This is a genomic window from Lacticigenium naphthae DSM 19658, assembly GCF_000425865.1.
Lineage (GTDB): Bacteria > Bacillota > Bacilli > Lactobacillales > Carnobacteriaceae_A > Lacticigenium > Lacticigenium naphthae.
In genome coordinates this window covers 308,642-325,692 of record NZ_AUEG01000001.1, presented here as the reverse complement: position 1 = coordinate 325,692, position 17,051 = coordinate 308,642, and the positions used below count along the sequence as shown (strand labels likewise).

At 34.6% G+C, this 17,051-nt stretch carries 18 protein-coding genes; 15 read left to right on the top strand and 3 right to left on the bottom strand.

All coding sequences use genetic code 11. From position 1 onward, the window contains the following. Positions 1-2: 2 nt before the first annotated feature. Together H626_RS10355 and trhO are read right to left on the bottom strand one after the other, a co-directional pair. Positions 3-2,942 carry a transglycosylase domain-containing protein gene (locus H626_RS10355; protein ID WP_051237701.1) on the bottom strand — a complete coding sequence of 980 codons (2,940 nt, stop codon included), beginning with the start codon at positions 2,940-2,942 and terminating at the stop codon, positions 3-5. 292 nt (positions 2,943-3,234) lie between these two features. After that, on the bottom strand, positions 3,235-4,203 hold the full coding sequence (gene trhO / locus H626_RS0101570) for an oxygen-dependent tRNA uridine(34) hydroxylase TrhO (RefSeq protein ID WP_027107774.1): 969 nt from the start codon (positions 4,201-4,203) through the stop codon (positions 3,235-3,237). A gap of 254 nt (positions 4,204-4,457) precedes the next feature. On the opposite strand from trhO, the gene H626_RS0101565 reads away from it, so the two are divergent. Further along, a complete protein-coding gene (locus H626_RS0101565; protein WP_027107773.1) occupies positions 4,458-5,624 on the top strand; it encodes a C40 family peptidase in 1,167 nt (388 codons plus the stop codon). 133 nt (positions 5,625-5,757) lie between these two features. After that, positions 5,758-6,660, top strand: a complete 903-nt coding sequence (locus H626_RS0101560) for a diacylglycerol/lipid kinase family protein (protein WP_027107772.1) — start codon at positions 5,758-5,760, stop codon at positions 6,658-6,660. Between the two features lie 91 nt (positions 6,661-6,751). On the opposite strand, the gene H626_RS0101555 is transcribed toward H626_RS0101560, so the two are convergent. After that, positions 6,752-8,599 (bottom strand): M3 family oligoendopeptidase, encoded by a 1,848-nt coding sequence (locus H626_RS0101555; protein WP_051237700.1) that lies wholly within the window; start codon positions 8,597-8,599, stop codon positions 6,752-6,754. A 183-nt stretch (positions 8,600-8,782) separates the two neighbouring features. Here H626_RS0101555 and H626_RS0101550 point away from each other — a divergent pair, with 183 nt between their 5' ends. The 13 genes from H626_RS0101550 (at position 8,783) to nusB (ending at position 16,961) form a co-directional block, all read left to right on the top strand. Next, a complete protein-coding gene (locus H626_RS0101550; protein ID WP_027107770.1) occupies positions 8,783-9,271 on the top strand; it encodes a VanZ family protein in 489 nt (162 codons plus the stop codon). Positions 9,272-9,353: 82 nt separating this feature from the next. Further along, positions 9,354-10,079, top strand: a complete 726-nt coding sequence (locus tag H626_RS0101545; protein WP_027107769.1) for a YebC/PmpR family DNA-binding transcriptional regulator — start codon at positions 9,354-9,356, stop codon at positions 10,077-10,079. A 128-nt stretch (positions 10,080-10,207) separates the two neighbouring features. After that, positions 10,208-11,275, top strand: a complete 1,068-nt coding sequence (comGA, locus tag H626_RS0101540; protein WP_027107768.1) for a competence type IV pilus ATPase ComGA — start codon at positions 10,208-10,210, stop codon at positions 11,273-11,275. Beyond that, entirely contained in the window at positions 11,229-12,293 is a 1,065-nt protein-coding gene (gene comGB / locus H626_RS0101535; RefSeq protein WP_027107767.1) for a competence type IV pilus assembly protein ComGB, read from the top strand. Before comGA ends, comGB begins: the two co-directional genes overlap by 47 nt. Before the next feature lie 11 nt (positions 12,294-12,304). Then, positions 12,305-12,625: a competence type IV pilus major pilin ComGC gene (gene comGC / locus H626_RS0101530; RefSeq protein ID WP_027107766.1), complete on the top strand. Its 321-nt coding sequence runs from the start codon at positions 12,305-12,307 to the stop codon at positions 12,623-12,625. Between the two features lie 10 nt (positions 12,626-12,635). After that, entirely contained in the window at positions 12,636-13,079 is a 444-nt protein-coding gene (gene comGD, locus H626_RS0101525; protein ID WP_169449757.1) for a competence type IV pilus minor pilin ComGD, read from the top strand. Beyond that, the gene (locus H626_RS0101520; RefSeq protein WP_027107764.1) at positions 13,060-13,377 is read left to right on the top strand and encodes a hypothetical protein; all 318 of its coding nucleotides are present in this window, start codon (positions 13,060-13,062) and stop codon (positions 13,375-13,377) included. Before comGD ends, H626_RS0101520 begins: the two co-directional genes overlap by 20 nt. Continuing rightward, a complete protein-coding gene (gene comGF, locus H626_RS0101515) occupies positions 13,337-13,816 on the top strand; it encodes a competence type IV pilus minor pilin ComGF (protein ID WP_027107763.1) in 480 nt (159 codons plus the stop codon). Before H626_RS0101520 ends, comGF begins: the two co-directional genes overlap by 41 nt. After that, the gene (locus tag H626_RS0101510) at positions 13,809-14,144 is read left to right on the top strand and encodes a hypothetical protein (protein WP_027107762.1); all 336 of its coding nucleotides are present in this window, start codon (positions 13,809-13,811) and stop codon (positions 14,142-14,144) included. The genes comGF and H626_RS0101510 overlap by 8 nt, the downstream gene beginning before the upstream one ends. A gap of 231 nt (positions 14,145-14,375) precedes the next feature. After that, the gene (locus H626_RS0101505; protein ID WP_027107761.1) at positions 14,376-15,437 is read left to right on the top strand and encodes a M24 family metallopeptidase; all 1,062 of its coding nucleotides are present in this window, start codon (positions 14,376-14,378) and stop codon (positions 15,435-15,437) included. Positions 15,438-15,517: 80 nt separating this feature from the next. After that, entirely contained in the window at positions 15,518-16,075 is a 558-nt protein-coding gene (efp, locus tag H626_RS0101500) for an elongation factor P (RefSeq protein WP_027107760.1), read from the top strand. Positions 16,076-16,111: 36 nt separating this feature from the next. Next, positions 16,112-16,531 (top strand): Asp23/Gls24 family envelope stress response protein, encoded by a 420-nt coding sequence (locus tag H626_RS0101495; RefSeq protein WP_027107759.1) that lies wholly within the window; start codon positions 16,112-16,114, stop codon positions 16,529-16,531. Further along, positions 16,524-16,961, top strand: a complete 438-nt coding sequence (nusB, locus tag H626_RS0101490; protein ID WP_027107758.1) for a transcription antitermination factor NusB — start codon at positions 16,524-16,526, stop codon at positions 16,959-16,961. The genes H626_RS0101495 and nusB overlap by 8 nt, the downstream gene beginning before the upstream one ends. Positions 16,962-17,051 lie beyond the last annotated feature (90 nt).

The following is a 17,051-nucleotide window of genomic DNA, read 5'->3' as shown; positions in this document are numbered from 1 at the left end:
TATTAATCATCATCTGACTCTGTTGATGATTCTTCACTTGTAGTAGAACTCGAGGAACTATTGGATTCGTCAGGTTCTGTTGATTTAGCGGAGTCACTGGATGTATCAGACTTTGTCGATTCTGAAGAACCAGTTTCTTGTTGTTCAGCTTCATCACTCGCATCTTGTTCAGCATCCTCTTGAGCTTTCTGTGCAGCTTCTTCAGCTCGACGTTCCGCTTCCTGTTCATCTCTGATTCTTTGTACGTAGGAACTCCAGAATTTTTTTAATTCTGCATCTGAAGCCTCTATTGGGAAATCATAGGTTGTGGTACCCGGTACATATTCTTTACTAAAATATTCTGTAAATGTATCGCCACCAATAGTTACAGTTGCACCGCCAGGTATTTTGACTTCACCTGGCTTCATACCGGTTTTAATGAGAACACTTTCTTCAGTGATACCCGTTGGAGGTTGAAAGCTTTTATCTGCACCAATTAAAGTTGAATTATTTTCGTATGCTGCATTCATCAGACGAGACCAAAACGTACGATTTCGAGTACTTGGATGAATGCCATAATCATATTCGACATCTAATTGAGTAGTATCGTAACCAATCCAGGAACCTAAAGTAACTTCAGGAGTACTCGCGACATACCAGATATCATTGTATTTGTTCGTGGTTCCCGTTTTGGCAATGAAATCAGCAGAAAAGTTTAATTGCTCCTCTGTTCCACGACCTGTTCCAGTATCATTTACATCGCGTAAAATATCTTGAAGTAGGAAAGCTGTTTCAGGTTTAAAAACAGTATCTTCATTTTGTTCATGTTCAAATATTATTTCTCCATTTAAATGTTCAATCTTAGAAATCAGGAAAGGTTCTACATGTTTTCCATTATTTGCAATACTAGCAAATGCGCTAGTCAATTCTAAAACAGTTGGACCAGTCTGAAATCCACCAAGACCAAAAGAAGCATTTTCAATTTCGTTATCTAAAGCGGCCTCTTGTGAAATGCCGGCTTTTCGTAGATAAGACAGTGGATCGATTTTTTCTCGATTATTCATGTGAATTCTGATGGCAGGTAAGTTTTGTGACTTTGTCAAAGCTTCTCGAGCAGTCATCCAACGATTTGTGGTTGTTCCATAGTTGGTTATTTCTTTGTCCACAAACCCACCAACGTTGGGATCCCAGTTTGGAACTGAATAAGAAGTATCTGGGATGATTGTGGCTGGTGTGATTAAGCCATTGTCTAAAGCGGGACCATAAATGAGCAATGGTTTGATAACCGAACCAGGTTGGTTTCTCGCATCCATAGCCATGTTGAATTGAGAGCTTTCATAATCACGTCCGCCTACAAAGGCAATGATACGACCGGTTTTGTTATCAATTAATGTACTACCATTCTGTATTGGATATATTTCAGATTCTAGAGTTTCTCCACTTTCTTCGTCTACATAGGTATAGGAACGATCAAACCCCAGTTCTTCTCCATGGGTTGCAATAATTTCATCGAAGGCTACTTGAATACCATTATCTACCGTTGTATGAATATTGTAACCATTCATACGCATTTCACGATCTGCTTCTTTATAGAACTTGCTCGATAGCTGATCATCGGCAGCGATTTCTTCAGCTGTGTATCCTTCTTTTTCATAAAGATAACGTGAAATTATTTCTCTCGATTGTTCTTCAACCTTATCATAGAGATAGGTGAGTGTTTTTTCTTCAGACCGCTGTCTTTGAATGAAATCTTGTGTTATGTCATAATCTATTGCTTCATTATATTCAGCCTGTGAAATATAGTCCTCGCGGAACATTCGATAGAGGACTTCTTGTTGACGATCAATACCCAATTCAAAATTTTCTTTTATTTCTCCTGTCTGCGTGTAAGGAGAATAAGCAATGGGACTTTTAGGAAGTCCGGCAACAAAAGCAGCTTGTGGCAAACTTAATTCAGAAGCATTCACACCAAAAATTCCTTCAGCTGCTTCTTGGACACCAGCAATGTTTTCGCCACGATTATTTCTCCCAAAGGGCGAAACATTCAAGTAGGATTCTAAAATTTCTTCTTTTTCCATTGCTTTTTCCAAGCGCATAGATAACATGATTTCATTTGCTTTTCTTTCAAATGAAACCTCATTCGTTAAAATTTGTTGTTTGATTAACTGCTGTGTCAAAGTGGAACCCCCAGATGATAAAGGAGAGCTCGTAAATTCTTGAAAGAGAGCACGTATGATAGCCTTAGGTACAATTCCAATATGTTCGTAAAAGTATTCATCCTCCGTAGCAATTACGGCGTTTAAGACTTGAGGCGATATATCTTCTAGTTCAATAGGTGTTCGTTTTAAGTCCGCTCTAAGTTCGGTGATTTCCTCCCCGCCAGCATAGTACATTGTTGATTTTGAAGATATATTGTGAACGGATTGTACCATCTCAGCGTGTTCTGGGACATCTCTTCCGGAAACAAGCGAAACAAAATATCCAAGGCCTGTTCCAGCTACTAAAGCTCCCCCAATAATTAAAAGAATAAAAAGAGCAATGATAACCCGTTTGGTAATCAAAAATACTAAATCAAAATAATAAAAGAATCCCTTATTTGAAGATTTTTCATTTTCTTTTGCGCCTTGTGTGTCCTCATCTTTTATATTTCGATTATCTTCTTCATCCATTGGTTTATCTGTTGAATCTTCATCTGAACCGTTTTTTGTAGATTTATAGGCTTCTGAAGAAGAGGACGAATCTAGCAGGGATTCGTCACTACTGGTAGATTTTTCAGAAGAAGGAGAAGCAGTGTCATTGGTAAAATGATAATCAACTTCATCCTGTGGATCATTTGGAGTAGTCGAACTACTTTCTGAATGTTTATTTAGTTCATTAAGCGAATTCGCGACTTTTTTAAAGGTATCCGTCTCTTTAATTTTATCAATAAACGAATGGTTCGATTTATTGTTCGAGCCTTTCAAAGTGTTCACCTCATTTTTAGTATCTGACAGAGTAACTTATGCTTGGATTATTATATCAAAAAGAGTATTCACATAGCAATTTTTTTAGAGATCTGTCAAAAAGCATTCTCATTTAATAATTACTACAATTTTGGATGACAAAAAAAGTATTTATTATTAATGAAAATAAGGACAATACAGTTCAATCAAAATGTATAAAAGAATGAATAGGCACAATAGAGTTGTTTCTTGTGCCTGTTCTGTAAATGGGGAGACACAGATCCATAATGAGTGATTATAAATAATAGGACCTTTATTTTTGAGAAGATGTAGGGAGAGACTCTCCAATCATATCTAAGCGTTTTGCAACCTCTGCTATACTCAAATCATGTTCTTTGACATAACGATTGTCTGGATGCACACGACAGTCGTGTGAACAGCCTCTTAAATAGGCATGTTCATTTTTTGATGAACACAACATTTGACGATTACAGTAAGGATTCCCACAATTTACATAACGTTCACAAGGGGAACCATCAAACCAATCTTTTCCGACTATGACCGGTTCCTTTTTGTTGATTGGGACACTGATTCGCTCATCAAAAACATACATCGATCCATCCCAATATTCTCCTTGAACTTCTGGGTCGGCGCCGTATTGATGAATGCCACCATGTAGCTGGGCCACATCGATACCTTCCTTCATTAACCAACCAGTTAATTTCTCACAACGAATACCACCGGTACAGTAGGTTAACACTTTTTTGTCCAAAAAATTTTCTTTATTGTCCTTGATCCATTGAGGTAATTCTCTGAAATTACGTATTTCAGGTCTTACTGCTCCTCTGAAATGACCTAAATCATACTCATAGTCATTCCGGGCATCTAAAACAATTGTATTTTCATCTAACAAAGCATTTTTGAAATCTTGTGGTTCTAAAAACTCACCTGTTAGTTCAGAAGCATCATGGTTTTCGTCACCTAATTGTAAGCTAACTATTTCAGGTCTATATCTAACATGCATCTTCTTGAAAGCATGATCATCAGCTTTATCTATTTTGAAGAGCATGTCTTCAAAACGAGAATCAGCATGAATTTTTTCCATGTAGGCGTCTGTTTGCTTAACGGTACCTGAAACTGTACCATTCAATCCTTCTGCAGATACTAATATTCTTCCTTTAAGTCCCAGTTCTTTACAGAACTTTAAATGATCATCTTTAAACTGTTCAGGATCTTCTATGTGCACATATTTGTAATAAAGCAATACTCTATAATCTTCCATTTTAAAAATCCCCCTAAATGATATTCTAATTACTATATATTATAACAATAAGATAGTATAAGTGCACTACTTGAATGTTTGAGCAAGTTCAATCAATGTATAAAAATGAGTTTGAAATGAAATGAACTTGTAACAAAACTGAAACTTCTCTCACCTTGAGGAGTGGTATACTTCTTATGGATATAAAAATAAGTGAGTAAACAAGTCAATTTTATACATAAAAACATAATTTTATTTAAACGGAGGGAAATTCATTGAATAAATTTCTTGTAAAGACTTTAGTAGGTACTATGCTGACTGGCGCATTTTTAATAGGAGATGAGACGGTTTCTGCAAATACATACGATGACCGTATAAATGAGTTGGGTGGTCAGTTGTCAAAGGTTGATGCTGAACAACAACAAATACGAGCTGAATTAGTTACCTTGGAAAATAAAATAAGTGATAATCAAAGTAAAATACAAAAATTACTAAAGTCAATCGAAGAATCTCAATTAGAGAAACAAAATCTTGAAAAAGAAATTGCTGTTTTAGAAGAGAATATTGCGGCACGTAATGATAAAATTGAAAATCAATTCCGTTCGATTCAAGTTAGTGGGGATCCAACAAATTATATTGAGTTCATAGTTAACTCAGATTCATTAACTGATATTCTAGGTCGTCTAAATGTTGTGGAAAACATTGTGAGCGCAAATAAAGATTTGGTTGAAGAACAAAAAATGGATAAAGAATCAGTAGTTTTAAAAAAAGAAGAAACAGAATTGAAGATCAATGAGCAAAACGATGCATCTGGAGAATTAGAAAGTTTAAGCGCCGAATTGAAAGAACAACAGTTGATGAAAGAATCAGTGGTTGCCGAATTAGCTTCTCAAAGAGCGACTATTGAATCAGAGAAAGAATATTATTTAACGTTAAAAGAAGAAGCTGAAGCTGAAAGAGCTCAAGTTGTAGCTGCTAGAGAAGTAGCTGCGGAAGCTAGTCAAAATATTATTGCTCAAACAAGCTCAGAGAACACTCAGTCTGTACAAAAGGTTGCTGCTAAACCAGCCGCTCCAAAACCAACTGTGAGTGGTTCAAATGTGCAGTCTATTGCAAACTCTGTTTTAGGTGTTGGATATTACTATGGTGGATCTACTACTAATGGATTTGACTGTTCTGGATTTACATCTTACGTATTTAATAAAGTTGGTAAGAGTTTACCTCGTTCTGCAGCTGGACAATACGCAAGTGCCACTAAGGTTTCTAGTCCTCAACCTGGAGATTTAGTATTCTTTTCCGGGAATGGAAGATCTGTGACACATGTGGGGATTTATACTGGCGGGGGTCAATTTATTGGTTCTCAGTCAAGTACTGGAGTAGCTTATACAAGAGTGAATTCAAGTTATTGGGGTCCTAAATTAGTAGGATACGGACGCTATTGAGTGACGAATTGTAAATAAAGAGTATTCTCTTTTCAAAAGGGAATACTCTTTTTCTTTTTGAGCCGTATATGTGGAAATCAGTTTTTAGATTCATTAAAATAGAAATAATAACCTATTAGAAAAGAGTGAGATAATGAGTAAAGTAATGCTGATCGTTAATCCTTCTTCAGGGAAAGAGGAAGGAAAAGAATTCGCAGAGGATGTTAATAAAAAATTATTGGAAATGTTTGACGAAGTAGAACTGAAGTGGACTGAAAAAGGTGGAGACGCTGAACGATTTGCAAGAAATGCTGCACAATGTCAATTTGATGCAGTATTTGCATTAGGGGGAGACGGAACAGTTAATGAATGCATGAGTGGGTTAGCAACAGAAAGCAACCGGCCAGATTTCGGGTTTATTCCATTAGGAACTGTTAATGATTTGGGCAGAGTCCTCGGAATCTCTATGGATCCCAAAGAAGCTATTAAGCAACTCACTCATATGAAAAAGAAAGAAATTGATATGGGTCGAATAAATGATCATTATTTCATTGATATAGTTGCCATAGGCTCAATTCCAGAAGCAGTACATGAAGTTCCAATAGAGAAAAAAACTAAATTAGGACCCATGGCTTATCTGCTAGAAGGAGTAAAAGCTGTTGCGGATAAAAAGGTTTATTCATTTGAAATTAATTGTGACGGAGAAATAGTTGAACTGGAATCATTACTTGTTCTGGTCGCGCTTACCAATTCTGTGGCTGGTTTCCAAACAATGATTCCAGAAGCAAAAGTTGATGATGGATATATGCACATTCTAGCCTTAAAAGGAAATGAAATCGCAGATAAACTCTCTCTAATTCCAAAAATATTTGCAGGGGAAGCTCCAAATGATGAAAATGTTTTTTATAGAAAATTTAAAAAAGGAACGATAATACTTAAAGATGACTCAATGGATGTTAAAGCTAATGTGGATGGAGATGAAGGTGATTCACTCCCATTGGATTTAGAAATTTTACCAAAACATATCACTGTTTATGTTCCCGATAACAAAGAATGAATTACATGGATTATTCTCTCGTTGAACAGCAATACAAAAGGCACTTCTACTTTATTATAGAAGTGCCTTTTGTGTTGCTGTTCTATAGAAATTAAATATGTTCTTCTGTCAATTCCAAAAAGAGTTCTACATCTTTTTCTAAGATGGCTATTCCGTTTTCCCAGAATGATTTTTCTGTTAAATCGACTCCTAAATGTTTTTGAGCTAATTTTTCCGTCGTCATTGTACCTGTATCTCTTAATAAAGCGATATAGTCGTCTTCAAAATTTTGTTCTTTTTTGAGAGAATAAGCATAAATTCCAAGACTGAAAAGAAACCCAAAAGTGTAAGGGAAATTGTAAAAAGAGATACCTGAAATATAAAAATGCAATTTACTAGCCCAAAATGAAGGATGATAGCTAGAAAGACTATCTCCAAAAGCTTCTTTTTGTGCATCTATCATAAATTCATTTAATCTTTCAGAAGATATCATGCCATTTTTTCGTTCTTCATAAAAACGTTTCTCAAAAATGAAACGGGCATGAATATTTAAAAACATAGCAAGAGCATTCTGGATTTTGTTATCTAATAATGTAATTTTTTCTTTTGGATCGGTTGCATTTTTCACTGTAGCATCAGCTATGATTAATTCCGCAAATGTACTTGCAGTTTCCGCTACGTTCATAGCATATTGCTGGTTTAAAACAGGTAAATCAAACAAGACATGACTATGAAATGCATGGCCAAGTTCGTGAGCCAAAGTAGCAACTTCTCCAGAAGAATTAGAATAGGTCATGAAAATTCTAGATTCTTTATGTTCGGGAACACTCGAACAGTATCCACCGGGAGCTTTCCCAGAACGATCTTCTGCCTCTATCCAATTATTCTCGAAGGCATTTTGAGCAAAGCTAGCCATTTTAGGACTGAATTTTTCGAAATGTTCGATTATAAAAGCTGCACCATCATCAAAGGAAAACTCTCTAGCTTTGGAGTCTCCAATTAGTACCGGGGATTCAATATCCTGCCAACCGAGTTTTTCTTTGTCCATTAGAGCTGCTTTACGTTCAAGATAGTTTATAAATGGCTTTTTATTTTCCGAAATAGTACTCCACATGGTATCTAACGTTTCTTCACTCATGCGATTATATTCAAGTGGCTTCTTTAAAATATTATCATTATTATGGAGTTTATAATCGGCTAGCCTAAAACCAGCAAGATGATTTAGAGTATCTGAAAACAAATCAGCATATGTACCCCAGCCACTTTCCCATTTTTCAAATAAATCCTGACGTACAAAAGGATCTGGATGACCGTACATTTTATTTTGTGCCTGACCAACTGAAAGCTCCGTCGTCATTCCCTTATCATCTGTATAGGGGATTTTAATATGTGACACAATCGAATCATAATGTTGAGACCATCCGTGAATTCCATCTACTGAAAGAGCATTGATTATTGTTTCTTCCTCTTCACTTAAAAAATCTCTTGCGAGGTCTCTTTTTTCAGACAGAACGAATGAACGTTTGGCAACAGGGGTTACTTCTAATATCTTGCTCCATTCAATATCGGATAACATACTGATCTTTTTAGATAACAAGGTGTCAACAGTATCAAATTGACTTCCGAAGTCCGATAGTTTACCAAATTTCATTTTGGCGTCCTGATTCTGTACATCTGCAGAGATTACACCGTTAAGATAAGTGCCGACCTGTTCTATAGAAACCGAAAGATTTTCGTAGTAGTGAATGATTTCTTGGAAACGTTGAAATTCTAAGGCATCATCCTCGAAATTCCAAGAAGTAATCTTACTTTTTATAATAGCTAAATTTGATTCAATTTGATTGAACCTATTTTCTAATTCTGTTGAATGGATCCCTGGAAACAGTGAATCTAAATCCCAATTTTGACTATACAAATTTATTCCTCCTTTATTTAATAAAACCAAATTGATTAAGAACATTGCCTTTTGACAAGACAGTGAAGAATTAACCATTTTATATTATTTAAATGTAAATCAATATAAAATAATATTACTCTTATCTATAAAAAAAAGCCACTGTTTACTCATATCTGTAAAACGTCTATTTTTATTCTATGGTAAAATGGTGAAGTATGTAATAAAAGATGTGAGGGAGTAACAAAAATGAAAAGAAAAAAATCGCAATTTGATAATATTTATATCCTTTTAGCTTTTGCAGTTATGATTATACTTTTTCAAAGTTCATCTATGACGTATGGAGAACAAAATATTACTTCGACATTGGACAATCTGTTAGCGGGTCAGCCATTGTTAAGTATTTTAAAAAATATAGAATTTCATTATGCTGGGAATTTAATCAGTATAGAAGCGTTGGGATATAGTTCATTTATTGAATTTATTCTGAGAAAAGGTGTGCACTTTACCTCATATTTCCTTCTGGGCCTTTTGTGGTTTTTAGGATTGAGAAATAAGACAAGTAGTTTACCCTTAGCTATGTTACTTTCTATATTGCTTGCTGTAGGCTACGCTTCATTTGATGAGTTTCATCAAATGTTGACTCCACAGAGGACACCATTATTAGAAGATATTATATTAGATGGTTTTGGGGCGTTGACTGGTGTTATAATTGGGTGGTTAGCAACAAAAAAATAAAAAATATAGAGATGTTTTTATTTATTCATTTTTTTGGTATAATTTAAAAAGATTTTTACTCTGAATGAAAGAAGGGGTTATTTTGGCTGGACATTCAAAATGGAAGAACATTCAAGGCCGTAAAAATGCACAAGATGCAAAAAGAGGTAAAATTTTCCAGAAATTGTCTAAAGAAATATACAAAGCTGCAAAGGATGGAGGTCCAGATCCCGATACAAATGCACAGTTGAGATTAGCAGTAGATAAGGCAAAGGCAAGTAATATGCCCAATGATAATATTGATAGAGCAATCAAGCGTGCTACTGATTCGGGTGATGGAGCTAATTATGATGAAGTTATTTATGAGGGATATGGGCCGAGTGGACTAGCAGTCCTTGTCCACGGACTGACAGACAATTTGAATCGAACAAGTACCAATATGCATGTTGCCTTTAGTCGCAATGGTGGCTCATTGGGCGAAAAAGGATCCGTAAGCTACATGTTTAATCGCAAAGGATATATAGCGATTGAACGGGAGAATTTGGAAGTAGATGAGGACATGATGATGATGGCCGTATTGGAAAGCGGAGCAGAAGAATTGGAAACAGCTGACGAAGTTTTTGAAATTTACTGTGATCCTGCTGATTTCCAAACAGTCAAAGAATATTTGAAGAATGAAGGCTATACACTAGCAGAGGCTGAAGTTACGATGCTTCCAACTATGACTGTTCCTGTCCCTGAAAATAAAAGAGAACAATTTCTAGGGATGATCGATGCTCTGGAAGATGATGATGATGTGAGCGAAGTTTTCCATAATGGAGAAATGTAGCATACGTTTTAAAAAAATAAATCTATTTAAAATAAACCGGGAACGGTTTATTTTTTTTTTTTTTTTTTTGAAAATTTATCACCTTCTTTTTACTTATTTATTACTAACAACAAAAAGGGGGTGAAAGTTTGGAAGCGGAATTTTTTGCAGAACATATGTTGCTACTGGCGAACAAAAGCGGTACAGGTGATATTCATATTTTGCCTGAGAACAATCACTACTCTATTTATTTCAGACAAAACGGAAAACTGATTCAAAATTTTTACTTAGATTTACACGAAGGTAAAAAACTCATTTCTTATTTTAAATATCTCTCAAACATGGACATGGGAGAACACCGGAAGCCGCAAAGCGGGGCAACAAGTTTTTTGTTGTCTGAAAAAGAAGTTTCTTTAAGATTTTCAATTCTCTCAAATTTCAGAACGGAAGAAAGTCTTGTTATTCGATTAATTGAAAAACAAGCATATGGGGAAAATGAATACAGTATTTTTTTTAAAGATCATCTTAAAAAAATAGAAAAACTTGTTAATTATAAAAGCGGTCTGATACTATTTTCTGGGCCAGTTGACTCAGGAAAAACATCTATAATGTATCACTTAGTGAAGGGGAAATTAGAAAAAGAGAATCTTCAAGTCATTACTGTCGAAGATCCCGTTGAAATCAACGAGCCGTTATTTCTACAGACACAGGTAAATCGGCGAATTGGTATTACCTATGAAGTGTTGCTGAAACAATGCTTGAGACATCATCCAGACATCATTATCATTGGTGAAATTCGTGATGAAGAGACAGCTAATATAGCTGTACGAGCAGCGTTAACTGGTCATTTAGTTTTGGCCAGTGTACACGCCAAAAACACGGCTGGTGTAATCACTAGAATGATGGAATTAGGTGTTTCTGAAAACCTACTAAGACAAACTTTAACAGGGATAGTTTTCCAGAAATTAGTTCCAAGGTATTGCGAATTATGTAAGGAGGAATGCCAAGTGATTTGCAATCATATTCCTCTTTTTAATAAGCGGGCAATCCTATTTGAAGTACAAACGGGTAAAAAACTCAATAACTCATTTAAAAAAGTCGGTAGTGAAGACAAAATAACTGCACCTATACATTCACAATTTAATCAGATATTAAGGAAGGCATATGTTTATGGATATATTTCAGAAGACACGTACACAAAATATGCAATCCCATAAGAGAATCTCTCAAAAAGAACAAGGGCAATTTTTAATAACTGTAGGGAGCTTAATTAAAGAGGGGTTCTCTTTGAAGGAAAGTATGAGTATCGTTCAGTCTGTTTCTGAAAAGCGAAATAATTGGATGGATTATTTATGTGAAGGATTAGAAAAGGGCGAACGATTTGACTCATTATTAAAGGAATTAGGTTTTTCAAATGGGATCATTATCCAAATATCATTTTCGTTTTTGCATGGTAATTTCCATGAAACTTTACTGTCTTGTGGTAATCAAATTAAAGAGTATGAAAGAAATGCAAAACAAATAAAAGAGCTATTGCGTTATCCTTCTTTTTTACTCGTACTCTTATTTCTTATATTTTTAAGTTTAAAAACAATGATGCTTCCAAACTTAGAAATGATTATAGATATTCGATCAATGAATACAACTTTACTTGTCTCATTAATTTTTTTCTTAATTGATTACACGATTCCTCTATTTATTACCGGTTCATTATCGGGAATTGTCATCTTCTATCTGTCCAAAAAGCAGTTTGTAAAATTGACTGCTATTGAAAAGGTGAAATTACTTTCTGTTTTACCCGGAATCAGTAAACTTACTAAGCTTCATTACACAGCCTTGTTTGAAAAAGAATGGAGTGGACTTTTAAAAAATGGATTTACTTTTTTTGAGATGGTACAAATAATGCAAGCTGATCACTCTATTGCACTATTTAAAGAAGTAGGAGCCCAAATGGAACAAGAATTATTGAGAGGCAAATCATTGTTACAAACATTTGACACTGTGCCATTTTTTGTTAAAGATTTTTCTAATGTGATTCAGCGAGGTGAAGTGACTGGACAATTAGCATTAACAATGGAATTACATGCAAAAAAATGTGTAGAAGAACTGAATGAACGGATAATGAAACTGATAGGTTTACTCCAACCTATTTTACTAATAATAATTGGGGCAATTATTATTACGATTTATTTGATAATATTAATGCCAATGTTTACATTTGTTAACCAAATATAAAGGAGATCATAATGAAAAATAAAAACTTTCTAAAAAATAATAAAGGTTTTACTTTGGTGGAAATGATCATTGTGTTACTGGTGATCTCATCCTTATTGTTGCTAGTAATACCCAATATAGGAAAATATGGGGAACATTCAACGAGCGTCAGTGATGAAGCCTTACAAATTGTGCTACAAAATCAAGTTGAATTATATAAATTAGACAACAAAAATATCTCTCCCACTGATTTCAATTCACTAACGGATGATTATTTGACTTCTCAGCAGGTAGAAAAAGCTCAGGAGTCGTTTGTACTTATCAATGGTAAAGTTACCAAGAAAATTGAATAGAATATTGAATTTGAATGAGAGAGGGTTTACTTTACTTGAAACCATCCTGGTTATGATGGTTGTTTCCGGGATGGTTTTGTTCCCGATCATGATAATTCCTCAAATTAGGGAACAGACAGAAATCAATCAATTTTTGAGTAAGTGGGAAACCCAGTACCATAGTATTCAACAATATGCTATTTTTTATGATGAATTTACTACAATGGTAACTCTTCCCGATAGTGACACGATTGCTTTTCGTGTCCCTACACAGTCGGAACATATTTTAGAGGGTGACCTTATCTTACCTTCCAACATGAATCTGATCAGTAGTTCGGTGACCTATCGTATCAAACCTAAAACAGGGATTTTAAGTACAATAAAAGCAATCAAAATAACATCGCCTACTAAAACTATACTGATAAAATTCCAAATGGGAAGTGGGAAATACACTATTGAAAAATTTGAACGATAAAGGATTTTTATTGATTGAAAGTTATATTGGCTTACTTATAGTGCTGGTGATCAGTACGACGTTTTTGTCGTTTTTGACTTTTTTTGTTACGAATTTATTTGAAAACAAAGAGATAATTGAAAAAGCCCGAATGATGTATGATGTTACATTGTTAAATAATCAACCGATATCAAAATTAAAAAGAGAAATAAATGATAGAGATTACGAGGTCACAAAAAGTGATTCAACTATCAGGCTGATAAACCAGGAGGGAGAAGTTGAAGAAGAAATCAAAATTTTATACAGTACTTTCGAATGATGAAAAAGGATTCAGTTATTTAGAAATTCTTCTTTCTCTGTTCATCCTTTTAAGCACAGTTCATTTATTAAGTTTAGGAATGAAGCAAGTGGAAGTTATAGAAAACAACCTGTTTCAGACGAGTCAAAATGAATGGCATATATTTTTAAATCAGGTAGAAAATATCATTGAGTCTCCAATATCGGTTGAATGCCAGTCTAGTAAAATAGTTTTCATTTATCCCGACAAGAAATTCGTTTTAGAATACTATCGCAATGGTGGTCAGCAAATGATTAGGAAAGTTGAAAATGGAGGTCATGAACCTTATTTAATGAATGTGAAGGAATGCCGTTTTTATCAAGAGAACAGTAATATGTTTTTGAGGGTGAAATTAGCAGATCAAAATTCGTACACGGCACTCCTTTATTCTTATACAATGCAGGAAATGATCGATGAATGAGGACAAAGGAAGTATTCTCATTTCAGTTTTGCTTCTTCTGTTTGTCGTTATTCAGTTAGTTTTGGCTGGAACCTATAACTATAAAAATCAGCAGGTCACACAAAATATGATAATAGAATCCTATACGCTAAAAACTATGATCAATTTATCCCGGGTTGAAATTAATAAAGGGGATTCTTCCGATGATTGGAAAGACATAATTTTTACATTTGAAGAAGGAGAAGTAGAAGTCTTTAAAGATGGGAAAAGGAACATATTCTGTTACACAGCAGTATTAGACTCAGGTGAAACCTATCAATTTAATGAAGGTATAGGCTTAAATCAATAGAAATAATAGTGCTAAACGTACGAACAAACTAAAAGTCATTAGAGTGCATAATTTTACCAACCAAGGATAGTATATTTCCCTTGGTTTTTTATTATTTTTAAAAATAGCCCACTTCTTTTTCATTGAATAAAATGGTAGTTTGTCTTCCTTTCATTTTCTTTTCATAAGTACTTTGTTATAATAAAGTGAAGAGATTTTGTATAAGTGAAAATTAGGTATAGGGGTGGAAAAATGTCACGTGTAAAAAAAATTCAAGAAAAATTAGTTGAAAGAAAATTAGATGCCATACTCGTTACAAGTCCGTATAATTTACGTTATGTATCAAATTTCACAGGAACAACAGGATTGAGTGTGATAACAAAAGATACCGCTTATTTTGTAACTGATTTCCGGTACACAGAGCAAGCTGGCGAACAAGCTAAAAATTTTTCGATTATTGAAAATAAAGGAGATATACTTGCCGAGGTTGCCAATATTTGTGAAAAAGAATCCATTGAAAAATTAGGATTTGAAGAAAAACATGTGACAGTATCTACTTATGATAATCTAGAAGATCTTGTTGATAGTGAATTGATTTCAGCATCTGGCTTGATCGAGGATTTTCGGGAAATAAAAGAACCAAAAGAAATAGAACTAATTAAGAGAGCTATAGAAATTACCGAAGCCGCCTACGAATATATTTTAGATTTCATAAAACCTGGGATGACTGAGATTGAGATCGCCAATGAATTGGATTTTTATATGCGTAAACAAGGGGCAACTGGCGTATCGTTTGATACGATTGTTGCTAGTGGTGTTCGTTCAGCCATGCCTCATGGAGTAGCTAGCGAAAAACGTGTTCAGAAGGGCGAAATGATAACAATTGATTTTGGTTGTTACTATAAAGGATATGTATCGGATATGACAAGAACATTTGCCTTAGGTGATCCGGGAGAAGAATTGAAGAAGATTTATGCTATTGTCCGTAAGGCACAGTTGAAAGTCTTGGAAGCGGCCAAACCAGGAATGACTGGAGCAGAATTGGATGCAGTATCAAGAGGCTATATAAGTGAAGAGGGTTACGGTGAACATTTCGGACATTCGACAGGTCATGGAATAGGCTTGGAAGTGCATGAAGGTCCGGCTGTTTCTTCTAAAAGTGACAAAAAATTTGTTCCCGGAAATGTAATCACCGATGAACCGGGAATTTATATACCTGGTTTAGGCGGAGTAAGAATCGAAGATGATTTACTTATTACTGAATCAGGGAATCAAAACCTGATGACCTTATCCAAAGAATTAATCATTCTGTAAGAAGAAAAAAATTTTACTAACAGATTTTTTTAAAAAAAAATGGTAGACTAATATTGAAGAGGTTCGAAGGGGGACAAATAATGATATCAGTAAATGATTTTAAAAAGGGACTGACTATTGAAGTAGATGGGAATTTATGGAAAGTAGTAGATTTCCAACATGTGAAACCAGGTAAAGGAGCGGCCTTTGTTCGTTCAAAGTTGAAAAATTTACGTACTGGCGCGGTTCAAGAAAAAACATTCCGAGCTGGTGAAAAAGTAGCAAAAGCTCAAATAAATAACCGACGTATGCAGTATTTATATGCTGATGGCGGTTCGCATGTATTTATGGACACAGATAACTATGAACAAATTGAAATACCGGGTGAACAAATTCAAGACGAATTATTGTTCATGAAGGAAAATATGGAAGTTCAAATTATCATGTACGATTCCGAAATGTTAGGTGTGGATTTACCCAATACGGTTGAATTGAAAGTTGCAGAAACAGAGCCAGGTATACGAGGAGATACATCATCTGGGGGAACCAAACCAGCCGTTCTAGAAACTGGAGCTGTAGTTAACGTCCCTTTCTTTGTAAATAAAGATGACATGCTGATTGTTAATACAGAAGACCGCTCTTATGTATCGAGAGCTTAATTTCATGAGTGAATTGGGTTATAAGGAGGAATTAAAATGGCCGAAGATAAATTGAAAAATTATTCAGAGCATCAAAATCCTTATGGAGAAATTGAAGTGGCTCCAGAAGTTCTTGAGGTGATTTCAGGAATTGCAGTTAATGAAGTAGATGGAGTTTATGCAATGCAAGGAAGAATAGCTACTGGTGTCACAGAATTATTCGGAAAAAAAAGCCATAAAAAAGGTGTTCATCTTTCCTCGACAGAAAATGGGTTAGTGATCGATGTCTATACTTATTTCAAATATGGTGTGAATGTACCAGAAGTAGCAATGGAAATTCAACAAAAAATAAAAGAACAGGTTTACTATATGACTGATATAGACTTGTCTGAAGTGAATATTCACATTGCTGGCATAGTTCCTGACAAGTTAGATTTACAAGATTTATTAAATCTTGAAGACGATGAGGATGAATAAAGTGAAAGTATCAAGAAGATTTATAAGAGAGAAAGCACTACAAGCATTGTTTCAGATTTCTTCGCATGGAGACCTAAGCATAGAAGAAGCCATTGAATATGCATTGAATAGTGAAGAAACGGAAGTTGAAGATATTGATATACCAGATTACTTAAATCAATTGGTTCAAGGAGTACTTGACAGACAAGTTGATTTGGATGCTATTATTTCAAAACATTTAGAACATTGGTCAATCACTCGGTTGCCTAGGACAGATTTACAGTTAATACGTTTAGCTACTTATGAATTATTAATGAGTGAAGATGTTCCTGACAATGTTGCGATGAATGAAGCAATTGAACTAGCAAAGTTATATAGTGATGAAAAATCGAGTAAGTTTATTAACGGTGTTCTTTCTTCAATTGCTGAATCAGAAAAAAAAGAATATTAGAAACTAGTATTGAATCTTGATATTTTTTTCGTGAAAAAGGGCTGATACCATTCAGTCCTTTTTTATATAGTAGTTGATATGAAATAAATA